17 protein-coding genes are annotated in these 17,378 nt (G+C 31.7%); 8 read left to right on the plus strand and 9 right to left on the minus strand.

Annotation, left to right across the window (positions count from 1 at the left end):
• Window positions 1-11 precede the first annotated feature (11 nt).
• Genes BX611_RS03250 through BX611_RS03270 form a run of 5 tightly spaced genes read right to left on the minus strand, consistent with a single transcriptional unit; the run spans window position 12 to window position 5,529 of the window.
• Entirely contained in the window at window positions 12-1,448 is a 1,437-nt protein-coding gene (locus tag BX611_RS03250; RefSeq protein WP_115878042.1) for a Gfo/Idh/MocA family protein, read from the minus strand.
• A gap of 8 nt (window positions 1,449-1,456) precedes the next feature.
• Window positions 1,457-2,407, minus strand: a complete 951-nt coding sequence (locus tag BX611_RS03255) for a hydroxypyruvate isomerase family protein (RefSeq protein WP_115878043.1) — start codon at window positions 2,405-2,407, stop codon at window positions 1,457-1,459.
• On the minus strand, window positions 2,404-3,210 hold the full coding sequence (locus BX611_RS03260; protein WP_115878044.1) for a 3-keto-disaccharide hydrolase: 807 nt from the start codon (window positions 3,208-3,210) through the stop codon (window positions 2,404-2,406). The genes BX611_RS03255 and BX611_RS03260 overlap by 4 nt, the downstream gene beginning before the upstream one ends.
• 11 nt (window positions 3,211-3,221) lie before the next feature.
• Entirely contained in the window at window positions 3,222-3,800 is a 579-nt protein-coding gene (locus BX611_RS03265; protein WP_115878045.1) for a gluconate 2-dehydrogenase subunit 3 family protein, read from the minus strand.
• A gap of 10 nt (window positions 3,801-3,810) precedes the next feature.
• On the minus strand, window positions 3,811-5,529 hold the full coding sequence (locus BX611_RS03270; protein ID WP_115878046.1) for a GMC oxidoreductase: 1,719 nt from the start codon (window positions 5,527-5,529) through the stop codon (window positions 3,811-3,813).
• Between the two features lie 255 nt (window positions 5,530-5,784).
• Between BX611_RS03270 and BX611_RS03275 the strand changes: the two genes are divergently transcribed.
• The 8 genes from BX611_RS03275 to BX611_RS03310 all read left to right on the plus strand — a co-directional run bounded on the left by BX611_RS03275 (window position 5,785) and on the right by BX611_RS03310 (window position 13,755).
• Window positions 5,785-6,819 (plus strand): helix-turn-helix transcriptional regulator, encoded by a 1,035-nt coding sequence (locus BX611_RS03275; RefSeq protein ID WP_115878047.1) that lies wholly within the window; start codon window positions 5,785-5,787, stop codon window positions 6,817-6,819.
• Between the two features lie 136 nt (window positions 6,820-6,955).
• Window positions 6,956-7,954 carry a sugar phosphate isomerase/epimerase family protein gene (locus BX611_RS03280; protein ID WP_115878048.1) on the plus strand — a complete coding sequence of 333 codons (999 nt, stop codon included), beginning with the start codon at window positions 6,956-6,958 and terminating at the stop codon, window positions 7,952-7,954.
• A 16-nt stretch (window positions 7,955-7,970) separates the two neighbouring features.
• Entirely contained in the window at window positions 7,971-9,200 is a 1,230-nt protein-coding gene (locus BX611_RS03285; RefSeq protein ID WP_115878049.1) for a nucleoside permease, read from the plus strand.
• A gap of 2 nt (window positions 9,201-9,202) precedes the next feature.
• Window positions 9,203-10,336 carry a Gfo/Idh/MocA family protein gene (locus tag BX611_RS03290; RefSeq protein ID WP_115878050.1) on the plus strand — a complete coding sequence of 378 codons (1,134 nt, stop codon included), beginning with the start codon at window positions 9,203-9,205 and terminating at the stop codon, window positions 10,334-10,336.
• 99 nt (window positions 10,337-10,435) lie between these two features.
• Window positions 10,436-11,488 carry a sugar phosphate isomerase/epimerase family protein gene (locus BX611_RS03295; protein WP_115878051.1) on the plus strand — a complete coding sequence of 351 codons (1,053 nt, stop codon included), beginning with the start codon at window positions 10,436-10,438 and terminating at the stop codon, window positions 11,486-11,488.
• A gap of 10 nt (window positions 11,489-11,498) precedes the next feature.
• Complete coding sequence (locus BX611_RS03300) at window positions 11,499-12,287, plus strand: 3-keto-disaccharide hydrolase (RefSeq protein WP_115878950.1); 789 nt, start codon at window positions 11,499-11,501, stop codon at window positions 12,285-12,287.
• A 13-nt stretch (window positions 12,288-12,300) separates the two neighbouring features.
• Window positions 12,301-13,026 carry a 3-keto-disaccharide hydrolase gene (locus BX611_RS03305; protein WP_115878052.1) on the plus strand — a complete coding sequence of 242 codons (726 nt, stop codon included), beginning with the start codon at window positions 12,301-12,303 and terminating at the stop codon, window positions 13,024-13,026.
• A gap of 75 nt (window positions 13,027-13,101) precedes the next feature.
• On the plus strand, window positions 13,102-13,755 hold the full coding sequence (locus tag BX611_RS03310; RefSeq protein ID WP_115878053.1) for an HD domain-containing protein: 654 nt from the start codon (window positions 13,102-13,104) through the stop codon (window positions 13,753-13,755).
• 35 nt (window positions 13,756-13,790) lie between these two features.
• Here BX611_RS03310 and BX611_RS03315 read toward each other — a convergent pair whose 3' ends face one another.
• The 4 genes from BX611_RS03315 to BX611_RS03330 all read right to left on the minus strand — a co-directional run bounded on the left by BX611_RS03315 (window position 13,791) and on the right by BX611_RS03330 (window position 17,317).
• The gene (locus BX611_RS03315; RefSeq protein ID WP_115878054.1) at window positions 13,791-14,369 is read right to left on the minus strand and encodes a YceI family protein; all 579 of its coding nucleotides are present in this window, start codon (window positions 14,367-14,369) and stop codon (window positions 13,791-13,793) included.
• Window positions 14,370-14,469: 100 nt separating this feature from the next.
• The gene (locus tag BX611_RS03320; RefSeq protein ID WP_115878055.1) at window positions 14,470-15,051 is read right to left on the minus strand and encodes a Crp/Fnr family transcriptional regulator; all 582 of its coding nucleotides are present in this window, start codon (window positions 15,049-15,051) and stop codon (window positions 14,470-14,472) included.
• Window positions 15,052-15,078: 27 nt separating this feature from the next.
• Entirely contained in the window at window positions 15,079-15,852 is a 774-nt protein-coding gene (locus BX611_RS03325; RefSeq protein WP_115878056.1) for an enoyl-CoA hydratase/isomerase family protein, read from the minus strand.
• 4 nt (window positions 15,853-15,856) lie between these two features.
• Window positions 15,857-17,317, minus strand: a complete 1,461-nt coding sequence (locus BX611_RS03330) for a sensor histidine kinase (protein ID WP_240324940.1) — start codon at window positions 17,315-17,317, stop codon at window positions 15,857-15,859.
• Window positions 17,318-17,378 lie beyond the last annotated feature (61 nt).

The raw sequence follows: 17,378 nt of genomic DNA on the forward strand, positions 1-17,378 counted from the left end.
GAAATTAAAAATTATAAAGTCCAGCCTTTTCTATATGCTCTTTTAACAAATTGGTTAGCCTCTTCAAAATTGGTGATCTTCATATTTGCACCATCCCATAATAGTTTTTTACGTCCAGGATAATTAAACCCATTGCCATTTTTTTCACGAATATTGTAGCTTCTTATCGCTAAATTACCCATTAAAATAGATTCTGTTAAAGGTCCCGCAAAATCAAAAGATGAAGTTAATTGCTGGTGTTTTTTACTTCCATAACCATCTTTACATGCTTCAACCCACATGGCCTGATGCCCATTTTCTGGCAAAGAATTTACTTCTTCAGAAGTATCTTCAATTATTTCTCCCGAATTTAAATACAATTTAGGATTTCTACCATAGGTTCCGCAAGTCATAATTCCTTTTTCTCCAATCATAATAACACCATTTGAACCATCTTCATCACCAATAGCGTGATCCGCTGGTATTAATTCAGGATGAAAAGGTCTTAACCCTCCATCAGTCCAAGTCATTTTTACATCACAAGGATTTTTTTCATTCGGTTCAAATTTCAACTGTGTTCTTGAAGATGGCGGACAAGAATCCGGGTAATAATCTGGTGTCCAATCTTTAGAAAAAATAGCTCCAACACTACTTTCAACTTCGGTAGGATATCCCAATCCTAAAACTCTAAATGGCGGATCCATTAAATGACAACCCATATCTCCCATTGCTCCAGTTCCAAAATTCCACCAACCTCTCCATTTAAATGGATGGTACAATGGGTGATAGTCTACCCATTTTGCAGGTCCAACCCAATTTTCCCAATCCAACCCATCTAACATTGTTGGTTTATCCGTTGGAGTTGCAATTCCTTGTGGCCAAACAGGTCTGTTAGTCCATACATGAACTTCACTTACTTTTCCAATAGCACCTTCATTAAACCATTTTTGCATAGTTTTTACACCTTCCCCAGAAGCTCCCTGATTTCCCATTTGGGTTACAATTTTATATGTATTGGCTGCTTCAGTTAAAACCCTTGCCTCATAAATATTATGAGTTAATGGTTTTTGAACATACACATGTTTATTCAATTGCATTGCAGCATGAGTTATAACTGCATGGGTATGATCTGGCGTTGATACTGTTACTGCATCAATATCAGGCATTGCATCAAACATTTTTCTAAAATCTTTGAATTTTTTTGCATTTGGAAATTTTTCAAATGCATTGGAAGCCCTTCCCCAATCTACATCACATATTGCAGCAATATTTGAAGCTCCATTATTATACACATTTACCGTATCACTAAAGCCTTTACCACCAGCACCTACTACCGCAACATTTAATTGATCACTCGGAGCAATAAACCCTCGTCCCAAAACATGTCTAGGAATAATTGAAATCCCAGCTGCAACAACAGCACTTTTTTTAATAAAATTTCTCCTACTATTGTTACTTTCTGTTTTCATAATTATTTTTAGTTTAAAAAATTGTCTGACTTTAAATATGCATTTATTACTGCTTGCTCTCCTTCTTTTCCTTCTAAAGAATTTCCGTGCTCCATTCCTAAAATACCATTAAATCCTTTTGAATGAATAAATTTAAAAATATTTTTGAAATTAATCTCTCCTGTTGTGGGTTCATTTCTTCCCGGGTTGTCACCAATTTGAAAATAGGCTATTTCATCCCAAGATTTTTCTATATTAGGAATTAAATTTCCTTCTTGAACTTGCTGGTGATAAATATCGAATAATATTTTGCAGGAAGGGCTGTTTACAGATTTACATATTTGATATGCTTGTGGACTTTCAGTTAAAAAAAGCCCCGGATGATTGTAAAAATTCAATGGTTCTAAAACCATTATCAAATTATTTTTTTCTAATATTTCAGAAGCATATTTTAACGATTCAACAACATTTGCCGTTTGATAATTTATATTCTGGTTTAAATCTAAATGTCCAGGCACAACAGTCATCCAAGTAGCATTTACTCTTTTTGCAACTTCAACAGATTTTTTTATATCCTCTAAAAACTCTTCTCTATATGAAATAGCTCCACTTGTAAGATTTGGTTTATCCCAGTAAATTTTATGAGCAACAAAAACACCCATTTTCATGTTTTTATCAACTAATAAATTTCCAATTTTATTTTGTAATTCAATTGGTCTATTTCGCATTTCATTGTCTTCAAAAGCTGTAAATCCTTGTTCAGCCATAAAGTTAATTTCATCTAGTGGATTTTCTCCGGCATGGTTTTTAAACATTCCAATATGCGGAGCATAATTTAAATTAAATGATGGTTTGCTTTCAATTTTACCTGAAGTATTATTCATGGCTTTTAACCCTAAAGACCCAAAACTTAAAGCCGAACTTAATACAGCTGTTTTTTTTATAAATGACCTTCTGCTATTTAATTGATTTTCTTTCATAAATCTTTAGGTAAAAGTTCTAGCAATTCAATGTTTCTAAATTCAATAGGATGACTTTCACTTTGAAGTGAAATAAAACCACTTTTTAATGGACTTCCTTCTTTAGATTCCCAAGTTTCCTTATCAATATCTATGGCACCTCCAATAGTTGGTTTATAATATGTGATTACAGTTTCTCCATTTATTTTATGAGAAATTATAGAATCGTTTCTTACTTCAACTTCTAAGTTTACCCATTGCTCGTCATGAAATGTTTTTGAAGTTGAATTGATACAGTGGGTTGTTACAGTTTCATCATTTAAAACAATATTGGTTCCTGGCGTACAAACATTTCCTGTTGGACGCTCTTCACTACCCAAACCTCCCAAAAGTTGTACTTCAATGGAAACTGGAAAGTCTTGGTTTAAACCCATACTTTCTGGAGATTGAGAATGTATCATAACTCCACTATTTTTTTGAGCCCATTCCTGACCATCTTTTAATTGCTCACCAATAAATCGATATTGCAATCGTAATTTATAATCTGAAAATGCTTTTTTATAAAAAATATGACCAAAAGAAGTTCCAAAAGTATCTTTGTATTTATTATAATTTACTTGAAGAACTCCATTTTTGGCTATAAATGTACTGTTGTAATTTTCACCGGTAGGATGACCTTTAATTTTAACTACCCAATCATCTAAATCTTTACCATTAAATAATTTAACCCACTCTTTTGAAGTGTTTGAAGTTACTTTTTCTTTACAATTTATTACAGTTAATAAAATTGTAAAACAGCAAAATAATTTAAATGCAAACTTCATAGAATTTTAATTTATAAAGAATATGCTTTTCCTCCTGTAAGTTCTTGCAAATCTCCACAATAGTATGCTCCTGGTACTGGATCGTAAGCCAGTACTGTTTCTCCAACAGTCTCACTAATTTTATAAGCATTTATAGCCGACCACTTTATACTGTTTAATAAATCAGAAATGGTCATTGGTTGATCATTAGGTGTTGCAGGTTCATTAAATAACATTTGATTATCTAAAAGATCTTTATAATTATCTTCATTAACTTTAGACAGATTTTTATTATAAGTTGTTTTAATATGTGCAACCAAAGTACCAAACGCTGTTTTCATCCTGTTTTGCTCTTCAATATCCAATACTTCATCTGCGTATTTATCCATAAACTGAGGAACATTTACTTCAGAAGCTGAAGGCGTATCTGTTTTTGGTAAAATAATATCAACTAAAGCAGTAATAACAATTCCCTGCTCATCAGTAAAAAAAGTAGGAGTCCAAGTTGCGGCATCACTTGTACAGCTTTGTAATAAACTAATTAATGATGGTGTAGCAACTACAAATCCTGTTCCTAAACCAATTTTTTTTAATGCGTCTCTTCTTTTCATTATCTATATTTTAAAGATTCCCTTTTTTAATTTGTTCAGCGGCAAAATTAGCAGCTCTCGCTGTAAATGCCATATAGGTTAAAGATGGGTTTTGACATCCTGCAGAAGTCATAAAAGCACCATCAGTTACAAATACATTTTTACAAGTATGAACTTGGTTGTATTTATTAAGTACCGATGTTTTAGGATCGTGTCCCATTCTTGCAGTTCCCATTTCGTGAATACCTAATCCCATGGCTTTGCCTCCATTATCATACCCGGTAACATTTTTAAAACCTGCTGCAGTAAGCATTTTTTCAGCTTGTTCTTTCATATCTTTTCGCATAGCCATTTCATTATCGCCAAAAGCTGCGTCAAAAGTTATGGTAGGCAATCCCCATTCATCTTTTTTCTCATAATCTAAATACATACGATTACTATGGTCTGGTAACGTTTCTCCAAAAGCTGTTAGAGAAATTCGCCATTGTCCAGGCTTTAAAATTTCTTCTTTCAGCTCTTTCCCGTATTTAAGTTCAGCAACCAATTCAGATGAACTTCCACGTCCTGCACCACCTTGATATCCATAACCTCTTAAAAATTCTTTTTGATCTGTATCTCCACCCAAGTTTCTAAATCTTGGAATATAAACGCCATTAGCTCTACGGCCCTTATTGTATTTATCATCAAAGCCTTCAGCTATTCCTGATGCTCCTACATGAAAATGATGATCCATAATATTATGCCCTAACTCACCACTATCATTTCCTAAACCATTTGGAAAGCGTTCAGATTTTGATTGCAATAAAATGGAGGCAGATGCAATTGCTGATGCACAAAGGAAAATTACTTTAGCTTTAAATACGAATACTTCTTTAGTTTCAGCATCAATTACTTTTACCCCAGAAGCTTTTCCAGTTTTCTCATCATATATAACTTCATGAGCTATTGAATTTGGTCTTAAAGTCATATTTCCAGTAGCTTCCGCAGTTGGAAGTGTTGAGGAATTACTACTAAAATATGCTCCAAAAGGACAACCTCTCATACAACGATCTCTATACTGACAAGTACTTCGTCCTAATCCAGGTTTTGTACCTTCGGTAATATGAGCAGTTCTACCAATGGTTAACACACGATCATCAAAATTTTCAGCAATCTTCTCTTTTAAATGTTCTTCTACACAATTTAAATTCATTGGTTTCAATAACTTCCCATCAGGAAGTTGTTTTAAACCTAAATTTTCACCACTTACGCCAATAAACTCCTCCACTTTATCATACCAGGGAGCAATGTCATTATAACGTACAGGCCAGTCAACACCAATGTTTTCTTTTTTATTTGCTTCAAAATCAAAATCGCTTAACCTATAACTTTGCCTTCCCCACATTAAAGAACGTCCACCAACATGATAACCTCTAATCCAGTCAAAACGTCTATCCTCGTTATAAGGGTGTTTAATATCGTCTACAAAAAAGTGTTGATATTCCTCTTTTGTTACGTACCCTGTTCTATGTTGTTTGTATTTTCTTTCTCGGGTTTCTCTTGATGGTTGACCTCCATTTGGTAAATCCCAAGGATCCATATTCATTGTTGGGTAATCCTCAATATGCTTTACCATTCGTCCTCTTTCGAGCACCAATGTTTTTAATCCATTTTCACAAAGCTCCTTTGCTGCCCAACCTCCTGATATACCAGTTCCAATTACAATGGCATCAAAACTTTCTAGACCATCTGATGTTAAATTTTTATTCATTTTAAATAATTAAATATTAAGTTGTTATTTTATTTCAAAAACTAATTTTAAAAATATTAATTGCCAGTTTCTAAAATACACACAAAAGTTATTTTAAATTCTATCCATTTTTCCGAAAACGATTTCGAAAATTTCGAAATCGTTTTCGGAACTGTATTTATTTTTTTGTTTAAAAAACTAATCTTTCTTTAAAAGAATTTTTTATTAAAGTTCAAATTATATAATTTAGAAATTATTAATGTTCATTTTTTTTCAGTGAAAATAAATATACAAGAAATTCAGCCTTATGAAGCCGATGGTGTTGTTTACCATGCAGACACATGTTTGCCTTTAGTGGATGCTGTTGAAAGGAAAAAATTAAAATTTAAAGCACTTGCAAGGTATACGTATCCAGGAAATCGATTAACAAACGACACACTTGGCTTAAACAGTGTTGGTTACTGGGATGCGAATGAACCACAAGATTGGGGACTTGACTGGCATAGAAATGAAGGTTTGGAAATTCATTTTTTAGAATCTGGAACAATGCCTTATTCTCAAGAAAACAAAGAACTGGAATTATCCCCAAACCACCTTACAATTACGCGCCCCTGGGAAGCACATAAAGTTGGAAATCCAGCTATTGGAATGGGTAAATTTTATTGGGTGATTATTGATTTAGATGTCCGCAGACCACACCAAAATTGGGATTGGCCAGATTGGATAATGTTAGCCCCAAATGATCTTTTAAGACTTACAACCATTTTAAGACAAAATGAAAAATGGTTGTGGAAAGCTGATAAAAGAGTTAGAGATTGTTTTCAGCGTATTGGAAAAGCAGTTGATAGCGATATTGAAGGAAATAATTCATCAATTATTAGGCTTTTGGTAAATTACCTTTTAATACTTTTATTAGACCTTTTGAATACTGAAGAAGTTGTTCTAAATGAATCACTTACAGACAGTTCAAGAAGTGTTAAACTATTTCTTAATGAACTAAAAAACAATCTTTCTGAAGCTTGGACAATAGAGCAAATGGCTCATTCTGCTGGAGTAGGTTTAACAAGGTTTACACACCATTGTAAACAGCTAACAAATTTAACACCTATGCGTTATTTAACTATGAAACGAATTGAAATGTCTAAAAATATTTTACTAGAAAACAATCATTACAGTATTGCAGAAGTTGCTTACAGTTGTGGTTTTGCAACAAGCCAATATTTTTCAACAGTATTTAAACGCCATGAAAAATGCACTCCTATTGAGTATAAACATAAAAATTGCTTACATTTAAAAGAACAAATAAAATAACATAATTTTAAATAAATATTAAGTGTTAAAATTGTTTAAAATTTTTCACTGAATAAAAACAAACAGTTTTAAAAAATTGATTTTTTACATTCACATATCATATTAGTTAACAAAATTCAACTTCAAATAATAAATTATGAAACTCAAACAAATTACACTCAAAACAACCATACTGGTAGTAGCTTTTTCAATTCTTGGCTTCTATTCATGCAAAGACACTAAAAAAGACCAACCTAAGGAAGAAATAACAGTTGTGAAAGAAGAAAACCCAGTTTTCTTTAAATTATCTTTAGCGCAATGGTCACTAAACCAACAAATTAGAAATGGCGAAATGAATCCTATCGATTTTGCTCAAAAAGCAAGTGAATTAGGTTTTGAAGGTATTGAATATGTAAGCCAGTTATACACCCCTGAATTACAAAAAACGGAGGATCAAAAATTGGCAATGGAAACATTGTTAAATACTTTAAAAGAAAAAAGTGATACATACAAGGTTCAAAGTTTATTGATTATGGTTGATAATGAAGGAGATTTAGCCGCAACAGAGGAAGCTCTTAGAGATGAAGCTGTAGAAAATCATAAAAAATGGGTTGATGCTGCACAATTTTTAGGATGTCATTCTATTCGGGTAAATCTTTTTGGAACTAATGATCCTGAAGTTTGGAAACAAACAGCTGCAGATGGTCTTACAAAATTAGCAAACTATGCTGCGGATAAAAATATTAATATTATTGTTGAAAATCACGGGTATTTATCCTCTAATGCTGCCTTACTTGTGGAAGTAATTCATAAAGTAAACCTACCAAATTGTGGAGTACTTCCAGATTTTGGTAATTTTTGCCTAAACCGTGAAAATGGAGAACGCTGGCAAGCAAAATGTATTGAAGAGTATGACAGATACCAAGGTGTTAAAGAAATGATGCCTGTAGCAAAAGCAGTAAGCGCAAAATCATACGATTTTGATGAAAATGGAGATGAAACAACCATCGACTATACTAAAATGTTACAAATAGTAAAAGATGCAGGTTATAATGGCTTTATAGGTGTAGAATATGAAGGGTCTCGTTTAGGGGAAGTTGATGGTATCATCGCCACCAAAAACCTACTATTAAATGCTGCAAAAAAACTAAACTAACAAAAAGTACATACATATGAATAAATCAACACAAATTAGACTGTCTTTAATGATGTTCCTTGAATTTTTTATTTGGGGAGGTTGGTTTGTAACCTTAGGAACTTTTTTAGGGAACAATTTAAAAGCCAATGGAGTAGAAATAGGAATGGCATTTTCTACACAATCTTGGGGAGCAATTATTGCACCTTTTATTATAGGGTTAATTGCCGATCGTTTTTTTAATGCCGAAAAAATATTAGGTGTTTTACATCTTATTGGTGCAATTTTAATGTATCAAATGTCTACAACTACTGAATTTAGTGTTTTTTACCCATATGTTTTAGGCTATATGATTGCTTATATGCCAACATTAGCCTTAGTAAACTCAGTTTCTTTCAACCAAATGAAAGATCCTGCAAAAGAGTTTTCTTACATCCGTGTTTGGGGGACAATTGGTTGGATTGTTGCTGGCTTAGCTATTAGCTACTTATTTCATTGGGATTCTTCCGAAGGTATTAAAAGCGGACTTTTGCAAAATACTTTTTTAATGACAGCTATTGCCTCAGCAATATTAGGAGTTTTCAGTTTTACATTACCAAAAACTCCACCAAGTGCATCTAAAGATGACAAACTAACCATTTCAGATATTTTAGGATTAGACGCTATTAAACTATTAAATAACAGAAATTTTTTAGTGTTTTTTATCTCTTCCATTTTAATATGTATTCCATTGGCTTTTTATTACCAAAACGCCAATCCATTTTTAGCTGAAATTGGAATGGATAATCCTACAGGAAAAATGACTATCGGACAAATATCTGAAGTAATGTTTATGCTGTTATTACCCGTATTCTTTAAAAAATATGGCTTCAAAAAAACATTATTATTTGGTATGTTAGCTTGGGCAATTCGCTATGCTTTATTTGCTTATGGAAATGCTGGTGAATTATCTTTTATGTTATTAATTGGTATTGCTTTACACGGAATTTGCTATGATTTCTTTTTTGTATCAGGACAAATTTATACCAATTCAAAAGCAGGTGAAAAAATTAAAAGTGCGGCACAAGGATTAATCACTTTAGCTACTTACGGAATAGGTATGTTAATTGGTTTTTGGGTAGCAGGTAAAATTTCAGATGCGTATTTAATTGCTGAAAATACACATAGCTGGAAAGATATTTGGATATTCCCAGCCATTTTCGCAGTAGGTGTTATGGTGTTTTTTGCTGTGTTATTTAAAAATGAAGATGTAACCTATAAAGAATAAATATGAGTTCAAAAATAAGATTAGGCATAATTGGTGGTGGTGGTGATTCCCTTATTGGAGTTTTACATAGAATCGCCTCTTTTATGAACGATAATTACCAAATAGTTGGAGCAGTTTTTAACCCTGTTTGGGAAGAAAACATTGGTTTTGCAAAACAAATTGGTATAAACACTTCTAGAATTTATCCAGATTTTGACACCTTTATAGAAAAAGAAACTGCACTACCAACTTCTGAAAGAATTCAAGTTGTTTCAGTACTTACACCCAACTTTCTGCACTTTCCAATGGCAAAAAAGTTGATAGAAAATGGATTCCATGTTATTTGTGAAAAACCAATGACTACAACATATGAAGAAGCCGAAATTTTACAAAAAACTTTAGCTAAAACCAACACTGTTTTTGCCGTTACTTATACGTACACAGGTTATCCAATGGTTCGCCAAATGCGTGAAATGATTAAAAACAATGAAATTGGTGAAATTCAAAAAGTAGATATTCAATACTATCAAGGTTGGATAAATCCAATTATTCATGATAAGAAATTACGTAATACTGTTTGGAGATTAGATCCTAAAAAAGGTGGAATCAGCTGTTGCGTTGGAGATATTGGAACCCACGCTTTTAATATGGCAGAATACCTTACAGGGCTGGAAATAAAATCTATTTTGGCAGATTTAAACTATTTATATGAAGACAACACCTTAGATATTGACGGTACTATTTTAGTTCGTTTTTCAGAAAATGTAAAAGGAGTGCTGAGAACAAGTCAAATTGCAACTGGTGAAGAAAACGGACTTCAGGTTAAAATATATGGTACAAAAGGAGGTTTAAAATGGGAACAGGAAAACCCAAATTATCTACAAGTACTTTCTGAAGATAAACCTCTTCAAATTTACAAACCAGGACATTCTTATAATTCTGAATTATCTTTAAACGGAACTAAATTGCCACCAGGCCACCCTGAAGGAATTTTTGATTCTATGGCAAATATCTATTTAGGCGTTGCAAAAGCAATTAGAAATGAACCCTATAATTCTGGTGAATTTCCTGTAATGAATGATGGAGTAAGAGGTATGAAATTTATTGAACAATGCGTAGCTTCTCATAAAAATGGGAATAGCTGGGTTCAACTTTAAAAATTAAAATATGAAACGAGCATGCTAAAAGACTTATCACATAAAGAAATGACTATTAGCGAACAGCATGTGACCATTAAAAAAAAATAATATATACACATGAAAACAATTAAAGGTCCTGCAGTATTTTTAGCGCAATTTATGGGAGATGAAGCTCCTTTTAATAGCTTAGATACACTTTGCAAATGGGCCGTAGATTTAGGATATAAAGGCATTCAAATTCCTACTTGGGAAAGTCGTTTAATCGACTTAGATAAAGCTGCAGAAAGCAAAACTTATTGCGATGAGTTAAAAGGTAAAATTAATTCCTATGGGCTAGAAATAACTGAACTTTCAACACATTTACAAGGGCAATTGGTTGCAGTACATCCTGCATTTGATATTATGTTTGATAATTTTGCACCTGAAAATTGTAGAAATAATCCAAAAAAAAGAACTGAATGGGCAATTTCTCAAGTTAAAAATGCAGCTAGGGCAAGTAAAAATTTAGGCTTAAATGTTCACGGTACTTTTTCAGGAGCCCTTCTTTGGCATACAGCACACCCTTGGCCACAACGTCCAGAAGGCTTGGTTGAAATGGGTTTTAAAGAATTAGCTAAAAGATGGCTACCTATTTTAAATACTTTTGATGAAAACGGTGTGGATGTTTGTTATGAAATTCATCCCGGAGAAGATTTGCATGACGGTGTAACTTTTGAACGCTTTTTAGAAGCAACCGGTAATCATAAAAGAGTAAATATTTTGTATGATCCCAGCCATTTTGTACTACAACAACTCAATTATATTCAATATATAGACTATTATCATGAATTTATTAAAATGTTTCATGTAAAAGATGCTGAATTTAAGGCAACGGGAAAAAGTGGCACATTTGGTGGTTATCAGGACTGGAAAGATAGAGCTGGAAGATATCGCTCACTTGGAGATGGACAAATAGATTTTAAAACTATTTTTTCTAAACTTACACAATATGGGTGCGACGTTTGGGCTGTTATGGAATGGGAATGTTGTATTAAAAGTCCAGAACAAGGAGCTTTAGAAGGTGCGCCTTTTATACAAAAACATATTATTGAAGCCACAACAAAAGCTTTTGATGACTTTGCTGGAGCAGAAATAGATAATGAAAAACTTAAAAAAATACTTGGAATTTAAATCAACAGATATGAAAAAATTATTCGTTTTACTACTTATATTAGCAGTAACTATTTCTTGCTGTGAAAACACAAAAGAAGAAAACTCAGAAAAAACTATACTAGCAGAAACTACTGAACAAGAACCAACCAAACCAGAAGAAACTGAGGTTTGGGAACCTAAACCTCCAGTTGTAATTCCTTCAAAAAACAATGCAGCGCCGTCTGATGCCATTGTTCTTTTTAATGGTGAAAACTTAGATGCATGGGTAACTGCTAAAGACAGTTCAGCAGTTAAATGGACTTTAAATGAAGATGGAAGCACAACTGTTAAACGCGGTACTGGAGCTATTCAAACGAAAGAAAATTTTGGAAGTGTGCAACTTCATCTTGAATGGAAATCACCTTCAGAAATTCGAGGAGATGGGCAAAATAGAGGGAATAGTGGTGTTTTTCTTCAAAACAGATACGAAATTCAAGTTTTAGATAATAACAATAATGATACTTATGTAAATGGTCAAGTGGGTTCTTTATACAAACAATCTATCCCATTAGCTAAAGCATCTTCCCCTACCGGTGAATGGAACACTTATGATATTATTTACCACGCACCTGAATTTAATACTGATGGAACTAAAACAAAATCGGCTACTATAACTGTTATACATAATGGTATTTTAGTACAAGATCACGTTACTATAAAAGGTACAACAGAATATATTGGTTGGCCAAAAAATAATGCTCACGGTGATGCCCCTATTTCTTTACAAGATCACGATAGTGAAGTTAGTTATAGAAATATTTGGTTAAGAAAACTCTAAAAACCTCTAAATCATGTTTAATTTAAAAAAAATAGTCCTTTTTATTGCAGTTTTTGCTATAGGATTTTTTGGAACCAAGTATTTTTTAAACACAAATAAAGCTACTGAAGATAACAATGATTGGGTTTCATTATTTGATGGAAAAACTTTTAATGGTTGGCATAATTACAATACCAAAACTATTTCTGATGAATGGCAGATAATTGATGGAGCAATGGTTTTTACTCCAGATCCAAACAAAGATGGAGGGATTAATAATTTAGTTACAGATAATGACTATACAAATTTTAAACTTTCAATAGATTGGAAAATTTCTGAAGGTGGAAATAGTGGTATTTTCTTTGGTGTATTTGAAGATGAACAGTTTAGTGTTCCTTACCAAACTGGGCCAGAAATACAGGTTTTAGATGATTTACAACATCCAGACAAAGAAAATGTAACGCATAGATCTGGATCTTTGTACGATATGATTGCTCCTTCTGAAGAAGCAGTAAAAAATGTAGGAGAATGGAATACTTGCATTATTGAAATAAACCATAAAACCAATAGTGGAAATATTTGGTTGAACGAGAAAAAGATTGTTTCATTTCCTGTTGAAGGTGCTGAATGGGATACAATGGTTTCCAAATCCAAATTTAAAGATTGGCCAGCATTTGGAAAGTATAAAACAGGTAAAATTGGACTTCAAGATCACGGTAATAGTGTATCATTTAGAAATATAAAAATAAAAGAACTTTAGTTTTTTTATAAACATAAGATTAAATAATTAGGTTAAAATCCGCTTTAATTAAAGTGGATTTTTTATTTTTAAAAAATGAATAAACAAGAAATAATTTCCAAAACGGAAGCATTTGTAAAATCAACTTTAAAAGATGCTGAAGGAGGACATGATTGGTTTCATATTTTACGTGTTTGGAACAATGCAAAACTAATTGCCAAGAATGAAAGCGTTGATCTTTTTATAGTTGAATTAGGTGCTTTATTACACGATATTGCCGATTCTAAATTTCATAATGGTGATGAAACTGTTGGCCCAAAAGTTGCTCGAAAATTTTTAGAAAATGAAAATGTACCTAATGAAGTTATAATTCATATTGAAAATATTATTACAAATATTTCTTTTAAAGGAGGTAATTTTGAGCGAAATTTTACTTCACCGGAACTTCTTGTTTTACAAGATGCTGATAGGTTAGATGCTATTGGTGCTATTGGAATAGCGCGATGCTTTAACTATGGCGGTTTTAAAAATAGACCTTTATACAATCCTGCAATTAAGCCAAATTTAAATCAAACCAAAGAGGAATATAAAAATTCAGAAGCACCAACTATCAATCATTTCTATGAAAAATTATTGTTATTAAAAGAGAGAATGAATACTGTTTCAGGAAAAAAAATTGCTGAAGAACGCCACCAATACATGGAAGCATTTCTTCAGCAATTTTATAGTGAATGGAATGGTTTAAAATAAACCATTCCATTGTTTTATTAACGTTTAAAGAAGTATTAAAATTCTAAATCAGCTACTAAATCAAACTCATCATAAATAGCTTTGTCTTTTAAATTATCAAAAAATGCAGTTGAACCATATCTCACATCGTAAACTGTTCTATCAATTTTTAATGAAGCATTTGCTTTATTACCATAAATTGACATATTAAAAGCAATTGGTTTTGTAATTCCTTTAATAGTTAAATTTCCAGAAATTTTGTAAGAGTTTTTACCTGTAGCTTCAACATTTTGAAATACTAAAGTTGATGTTGGATGGTTTTGAACTCCAAAAAAATCATCAGACTTTAAATGTCCTTCTAATTTTGTTTTATAGTCACCTTCCATATCAGTATTACTAATTGATGTCATATCCATAGTAATTTCTCCTCCAGTTAGTTTTCCATCAGTAAAACTTAACATTCCAGATTTTAAACTTATAACACCTTCATGAGAACCTGTTACTTTGTATCCTTTCCATACTACCTTACTTTGTTCAACTTTAATAGTTTTATCACCATCATTTAAGGTTGTAAATGAGAAAGTAACTAATGCAATTATTGCTAAAATTGTTGAATTTTTAATTAAATTTTTCATATTGTTATTGTATTAAATTTTATAATACAAAGGTCTGAAACACAATTCAGTAAAAAAATAAAGTAGATTATGAAATAATGTTAAACTAGTTTAACATTTATTACTCTAAAGCTAACTGACTTTTAATTTTACTCAAAAATTCTTTAGTAATACCTAAATAAGAAGCAACCATATATTGAGGAATACGCTGTTCAATTTTTGGGTAATTTTCTTTAAAAATTAAATACCTTTCTTTTGCAGACATGCTGAAGTTTCTAACAATTCTTTTTTGTGAAGCCACAAGTGCTCGTTCAACAATTTTTCTAAAAAAACGTTCAAGCTTGGGTATTAGAATATACAACTCTTCATTAGCTTCATACGAAATTTGAATGAGTTCTGTATTTTCTATACATTGAACATTATAATCGGCTGGTTTTTGTGCTATAAAACTACCCATATCTGAAGTCCACCAATCTTCTATTGCAAATAAAATAATATGTTCTTGGCCATCATTATCCATATAAAAAGTTTTAGTACAACCTGAAAGAATAAAATATTCATATTTACAAACATCTCCTTGCTGTACTAAATATTGTCCTTTTAAGTACTTTTTATAGGTTATTTTAGAAAGCAGTATTTCCTCTTCCTCTTTAGTTAAACTAATATGCTTGTTAATATAATTTAATAAAAATTGTTCTTTCATTTTACTTTGAGTCCTTTCAACTAGCGTTTAAAAATTTGGCTTTCTTTTTTCCAAAAATGCCGTTGTACCTTCTTTAAAATCTTCAGTACCAAAACTAACTCCAAATTGCTCTATTTCAACACTATATCCATTAACACAGTTTGTGTAATTAGCATTAATTGCTTTAATGGCTGCACTAATTGCTACTGAAGAATTTCTAGTTATTTTTGAAGCTAATTTTTCACACAATGGTAATAATTCTTCTTGTTCAACAACATAATTTACTAAACCACAATCTTTAGCCTCTTCCGCAGAAATCATTCCGGCTGTCATAATCATTTCCATTGCTTTTCCTTTACCAACTAGTTGCGGTAACCGTTGCGTACCACCATAACCAGGGATAACTCCCAAACTAACTTCCGGCAATCCCATTTTTGCATTGGTACTTGCAACTCTAAAATGTGCGGCCATTGCCAATTCTAACCCTCCACCTAATGCAAAACCGTTTACAGCTGCAATAACTGGCGTGCCTAAATTTTGAACAAAATCGAATAAAATTTCTTGTCCCTTTCTGGCTAGCTCTGTTCCTTCTTCAACATTGAAATTAGCAAATTCTGAAATGTCTGCACCAGCAACAAAAGCTTTTTCACCACTACCGGTAATAATAATAACTTTTACATCACTGTCTTCATTTAATGATTTAAAAGCTGTGTGTAATTCTTCAATAGTTACTTTATTTAAAGCATTTAATTTTGAAGGTCTATTAATAGTTAATACTGCTAAATTTTCTTTTTGCTTAATTAAAATATTTTCGAAATCCATAAAATTATTTTTTAGGTAATACTATTTTAAAAACTGTTCCTTTATTGTATTGCGTTGTAAAATTAATTGTACCATTATAAGCTTCAACTATATTTTTTACCATTGGTAATCCTAAGCCCATTCCGCTTGATTTTGTGGTAAATTTTGGTTCAAATATTTTATCTTTATCTTGATCAGAAATTCCTTTTCCATTATCTGCAATAATAATTTCAACATTACCATTGTCTTCTGAAACAGTTACTTCAATTTTTTTATTTTCAGTTTCTGCTAAGGCGTGTGTAGCATTTTTCACTAAATTAGTTACAACCCTTATTAATTGCGTTTTATCTAAATAGGCAATAATTTGGTGTTGCTTTGGAAAATATGAAATATAATCTTCTGTAAAAATATCTAAGGCAAGTTTTACCACGTTAACCACATTTAATTCTTCTCTATGAGGTGTTGGCATTTTGGCGAAATTTGAAAATGCAGAAGCAATAGAGCTCATAATATCAATTTGTTGAATTAATGTTTTACTGAATTCATCTATTTTATCGTGGATGTTAGGATCATTAGGGTCAAATTTTCTTTGAAAACTTTGCACTGTTAATCGCATAGGAGTTAATGGATTTTTAATTTCGTGTGCAACTTGTTTTGCCATTTCACGCCAAGCTTGTTCACGTTCCCCTTTTGCCAGTTTTACAGCACTTTTTTCAAGTTCATCAACCATATTATTGTAGGCATTTACCAAGGTGAAAATTTCTGAACTTGCATTTTTTAATGTAATTTTTTCATTAGAAGTATTTAATCTTGTTTGACGCATTTTATCAGTAATAGCTTTTATATTTCTTGTTATATAACTTGAAATAAAATACGCCAAACCTATTGCCAATAAAAACATTATAAAATAAACGTAAGCCATTCTAACCAAAAATTCTTCTAAATCTTTGTCTTGGGCTGTATTATCTTGTACATATTGTAAATTTAAAATCCCAATTGGTTTAAACTTATTGTCGGTAATATAGGAATAGGATGATTGTAAACTTTTTCCTTTTATAATTTTAGTGTTTACAAAACGATGATCAATATTGTTTCTTACGCCTTTTAAAACAGTGTCATTAAGTTTTGCTGGTGCGCTGCTTTGTACAAATCCAGAATGTGAACTTTTCGCTATATTTCCTGATAAATTGTAAATATTAATTTCCAGCTTTTCTATATCCGAAATTTCGTAAATCTTTTCTCTAAATATATATTCTAAATTCGCTTCTACAACTGGAAATGTATTACCGTTCCCACTATTTAACCAATAATTTATAGATGCTTTTACAGCTTCTTCTTTTCGCTCTAATCTTCCTTGATTATATTCATCCGTTTGCTCTTTATACTGAAAAATTGTAACCGCAGCAATTAATATTGATGCCAATAATATTAACAATATCATTGCCAAAAATATTCTATTTCTAAGTGATAGCTGTTTTATTTTCATGCTTTAATTTGAAGTAAATATAAGTAATAAATTTGACGGTTTAAAACAATAACCATCCCCG

The sequence above is a fragment of the Lutibacter oceani genome (genome assembly GCF_003384935.1).
GTDB lineage: Bacteria > Bacteroidota > Bacteroidia > Flavobacteriales > Flavobacteriaceae > Lutibacter > Lutibacter oceani.

What these genes read in the sequence shown, in the direction of transcription:
- BX611_RS03305 (WP_115878052.1), top strand. Translation starts at nt 12,301, where the DNA reads ATGTTTAATTTAAAAAAAATAGTCCTTTTTATTGCAGTTTTTGCTATA.
- BX611_RS03325 (WP_115878056.1), bottom strand. Translation starts at nt 15,852, where the DNA reads ATGGATTTCGAAAATATTTTAATTAAGCAAAAAGAAAATTTAGCAGTA.
- BX611_RS03265 (WP_115878045.1), bottom strand. Translation starts at nt 3,800, where the DNA reads ATGAAAAGAAGAGACGCATTAAAAAAAATTGGTTTAGGAACAGGATTT.
- BX611_RS03250 (WP_115878042.1), bottom strand. Translation starts at nt 1,448, where the DNA reads ATGAAAACAGAAAGTAACAATAGTAGGAGAAATTTTATTAAAAAAAGT.
- BX611_RS03310 (WP_115878053.1), top strand. Translation starts at nt 13,102, where the DNA reads ATGAATAAACAAGAAATAATTTCCAAAACGGAAGCATTTGTAAAATCA.
- BX611_RS03285 (WP_115878049.1), top strand. Translation starts at nt 7,971, where the DNA reads ATGAATAAATCAACACAAATTAGACTGTCTTTAATGATGTTCCTTGAA.
- BX611_RS03280 (WP_115878048.1), top strand. Translation starts at nt 6,956, where the DNA reads ATGAAACTCAAACAAATTACACTCAAAACAACCATACTGGTAGTAGCT.
- BX611_RS03295 (WP_115878051.1), top strand. Translation starts at nt 10,436, where the DNA reads ATGAAAACAATTAAAGGTCCTGCAGTATTTTTAGCGCAATTTATGGGA.
- BX611_RS03315 (WP_115878054.1), bottom strand. Translation starts at nt 14,369, where the DNA reads ATGAAAAATTTAATTAAAAATTCAACAATTTTAGCAATAATTGCATTA.
- BX611_RS03255 (WP_115878043.1), bottom strand. Translation starts at nt 2,407, where the DNA reads ATGAAAGAAAATCAATTAAATAGCAGAAGGTCATTTATAAAAAAAACA.
- BX611_RS03330 (WP_240324940.1), bottom strand. Translation starts at nt 17,317, where the DNA reads ATGAAAATAAAACAGCTATCACTTAGAAATAGAATATTTTTGGCAATG.
- BX611_RS03320 (WP_115878055.1), bottom strand. Translation starts at nt 15,051, where the DNA reads ATGAAAGAACAATTTTTATTAAATTATATTAACAAGCATATTAGTTTA.
- BX611_RS03300 (WP_115878950.1), top strand. Translation starts at nt 11,499, where the DNA reads ATGAAAAAATTATTCGTTTTACTACTTATATTAGCAGTAACTATTTCT.
- BX611_RS03260 (WP_115878044.1), bottom strand. Translation starts at nt 3,210, where the DNA reads ATGAAGTTTGCATTTAAATTATTTTGCTGTTTTACAATTTTATTAACT.
- BX611_RS03290 (WP_115878050.1), top strand. Translation starts at nt 9,203, where the DNA reads ATGAGTTCAAAAATAAGATTAGGCATAATTGGTGGTGGTGGTGATTCC.
- BX611_RS03270 (WP_115878046.1), bottom strand. Translation starts at nt 5,529, where the DNA reads ATGAATAAAAATTTAACATCAGATGGTCTAGAAAGTTTTGATGCCATT.